At 47.1% G+C, this 2,226-nt stretch carries 4 protein-coding genes; 1 reads left to right on the forward strand and 3 read right to left on the reverse strand.

The genetic code is table 11. The features are described 5' to 3' along the window. Window positions 1–164: 164 nt before the first annotated feature. The 3 genes from HRU21_12710 to HRU21_12720 form a co-directional block, all read right to left on the reverse strand. On the reverse strand, window positions 165–572 hold the full coding sequence (locus tag HRU21_12710) for a DUF971 domain-containing protein (GenBank protein NRA43151.1): 408 nt from the start codon (window positions 570–572) through the stop codon (window positions 165–167). 174 nt (window positions 573–746) lie between these two features. Further along, window positions 747–1,139 (reverse strand): hypothetical protein, encoded by a 393-nt coding sequence (locus HRU21_12715; GenBank protein ID NRA43152.1) that lies wholly within the window; start codon window positions 1,137–1,139, stop codon window positions 747–749. A gap of 218 nt (window positions 1,140–1,357) precedes the next feature. Next, window positions 1,358–1,669: a hypothetical protein gene (locus tag HRU21_12720; protein NRA43153.1), complete on the reverse strand. Its 312-nt coding sequence runs from the start codon at window positions 1,667–1,669 to the stop codon at window positions 1,358–1,360. Between the two features lie 114 nt (window positions 1,670–1,783). On the opposite strand from HRU21_12720, the gene HRU21_12725 reads away from it, so the two are divergent. Next, window positions 1,784–2,226: hypothetical protein (locus HRU21_12725; GenBank protein NRA43154.1), on the forward strand; the 443-nt coding region annotated here is incomplete at its 3' end.

Consider the following 2,226-nt stretch of genomic DNA (forward strand, 5'->3'; position numbering starts at 1 on the left):
CAGCTTAGACAAAGCGAGTTTAGGCTGCTGCCGTTAAACGTTAATGTTGTGAGATTTGTAAGTGCCGTGAGCGTTATAAGTGCCTAGAGCGTTATAAGTGCCGTGAGCGTATAAGTGCCTTGAGCACAGCGCGTTCACTTTCTGAGTTCTGCAGTCAGCGTGATTCAGGCTTTCGGCTCGAAAATTTCTACCACATTGTTGCTGCTGGGTTTATCATTGCGCTGATGTCCTGCCGCAGCCAGCTGCTGCAAATAATCCTGCCAGCGCGCAGTTTTTTCGCTAGCAAGTTGATATAAATACTGCCACGAATAAATGCCAGAATCATGGCCATCGTTAAAGAATAGCTGCACCGCATAATTGCCAACGGGCTGAATCGCCTCCAGTAAAACATTTTCCTTATCGAGCTGCAGCACCGCCTGACCAGGCCCATGGCCCTGCACCTCAGCCGACGGTGAGGAAATCCGTAAATACTCATAGCTAAGCGTATAGCTTTCACCGTTTTGATACTCTAATTGTATTTGTCGGCGGCTGCGCTGCATGGTAATGGCGCTAAGCGTCGGGGCTTTAGTCATGGCTGTAGTCATGGATAGGCCTTGATTATCTGCGATAGATCAATGTTAGATGAATGTTAGGTGAATGTTTGATTAATGTTAGGTAAATAATAGGTAAATAATAGGTAAATAATAGCTTAACAATAGAGAAATATTGATGCCTTAATAGCAAGCCAATAACGGCACTGAAAGCCGTTACTCTAATCGTAACTCAGCCAAGCAGTCCTGATTATGTAAGGCCTGCGCAGCGCTGGCAAATAACTGTATCGCCACCGGAGTGACTAGCAGCGTATAGCCCTGCTGTAAATGAATCGCGCCAGCTTTAAAGTCTTGCACAAAGCTTGGCTGCTCACTTTTTTTACTGGGGCCCTGCTGCAGCGACTGTTGCTCACTCCAGTCACAGCTGTCAATCAGGCCATTGCCGAAGGGGTCGTGCAGATATTCGGCGCTGGCGTATAGGCGCATGGCTGATGGGCTGATGGCTAATAATTTACCGCCTTTTAAATGCACCAGATCAATACTCACGGGATCGCTGGCCCAGCTGGGCTCAAGCTGCAGTGCAATATCTGACGATTCATTAAAAAGCATGCGGGCACATCTCTAGGAAAACAAAGGCCTAGTATAACGCAAACAGCGCAAATAGCGCTGAGAAAAACGCCGGCAAAAACACAGAAAAAGTGAGCGCAGCTGATACGGCAGCGCTAAACCGCACTAGGCTAAGAACAAAAGCACACAGCTTTGCATAGGCGGCATCAGGCAAAGCATACGCCGCATAAAGCTAAGACGCATAAAGTTAAGAAAAGGGGCTAGTTGAGAATGCGATGCGAGGTCGCGCGCTGTTGCTCGCCGTTGGTGAGCTGATAATTCAGTCCAGCGGTTTCTTCAAGATAAACCTGCATATCGCTAAATTCAGCTTGCTGCTGAATCAGTTTTTTCATTGCTCGCAGGCTGTCGGTATAAATTAATTTGCCTTGCTCGTCGCACAGGCGGTGTGGAACGCCGTCGATATGAATAAATAAACCGAATTGATCGAGTGAGATGGCTTGAATATCTAAATAGCATTCACAGTGGGCAGATAAATGTTCAAATTCATTGATCTTGATGGGCGCATAAAACATAGTAATGCCTGTATGTAGAGTGTTAAGCAGAATAGCAAAATTTTTAGGTCTATTTATTAAAGCGCAAAAATCTCATACATCTTAGATTTAATCTTTTTAAAGAGACAAATTCTTATGTCAGAAGCCAAGCATAGCGAGCCCGATTCAGCCACCGCATTGCTAGAGTACTACCAGCAGCGCGAGTCAGATATCGAGCCATCGCAGGCGCTGCGCGCATATCGGGCGATCAGCTGGCTGCGTGCAGCCGAGCAAGACCCGCAAGGGCTGGATATGCAATGTATACAGCAAAGCATTGCACTTAACTGCTTAATCAAAAGCCCTGCGCCAGAACCCGATCTAGATGGCTTTGCAGCGTATATAGTGGCGCACGACCAGCAGCGCCATATCTATCAACTGCTGCTGCAAGACTATACGAATAAGGTGCGCCGGCTGATTAAAAACCCCTTCCTATATCCGGATTTTTGGCAGCAGCTGCAGCACAGCCTTGAAGCTGGTAACAGCCCTGAGCTAAAAAACAGCCCTGAGCTAAATAACAGCCCTGAGCCAAATAACAGCCC

The sequence above is a fragment of the Pseudomonadales bacterium genome (assembly GCA_013215025.1).
Classification (GTDB): Bacteria; Pseudomonadota; Gammaproteobacteria; order Pseudomonadales; family DT-91; genus DT-91.